General features: G+C 46.3%; 3 tRNA genes. All 3 read right to left on the bottom strand.

The features are described 5' to 3' along the window. Window positions 1–4: 4 nt before the first annotated feature. The 3 genes from OGV50_RS00460 to OGV50_RS00450 all read right to left on the bottom strand — a co-directional run bounded on the left by OGV50_RS00460 (window position 5) and on the right by OGV50_RS00450 (window position 309). A tRNA-Lys gene (locus OGV50_RS00460) sits at window positions 5–80 on the bottom strand. Window positions 81–112: 32 nt separating this feature from the next. Next, window positions 113–188, bottom strand: a tRNA-Lys gene (locus tag OGV50_RS00455). Between the two features lie 45 nt (window positions 189–233). Next, window positions 234–309, bottom strand: a tRNA-Lys gene (locus OGV50_RS00450). Between the last annotated feature and the right edge of the window lie 2 nt (window positions 310–311).

Here is a 311-nt window from a genome sequence, read left to right as displayed (position 1 = left end):
ACATTGGTGGGTCGTGCAGGATTCGAACCTGCGACCAATTGATTAAAAGTCAACTGCTCTACCAACTGAGCTAACGACCCCTTGCGGGATTTTAATGCTTAATCATTCAGGATGGTGGGTCGTGCAGGATTCGAACCTGCGACCAATTGATTAAAAGTCAACTGCTCTACCAACTGAGCTAACGACCCATACGGGTGTTACCTGAAAGATTTTACTCGGCACCAATTTTAAATTGGTGGGTCGTGCAGGATTCGAACCTGCGACCAATTGATTAAAAGTCAACTGCTCTACCAACTGAGCTAACGACCCGA

The sequence above is a fragment of the Citrobacter sp. CK180 genome (genome assembly GCF_030333655.1).
GTDB lineage: Bacteria > Pseudomonadota > Gammaproteobacteria > Enterobacterales > Enterobacteriaceae > Citrobacter_B > Citrobacter_B koseri.
The sequence above is the reverse complement of the archived record's forward strand: the minus strand, read 5'-3'. Positions and strand labels throughout refer to the sequence as shown.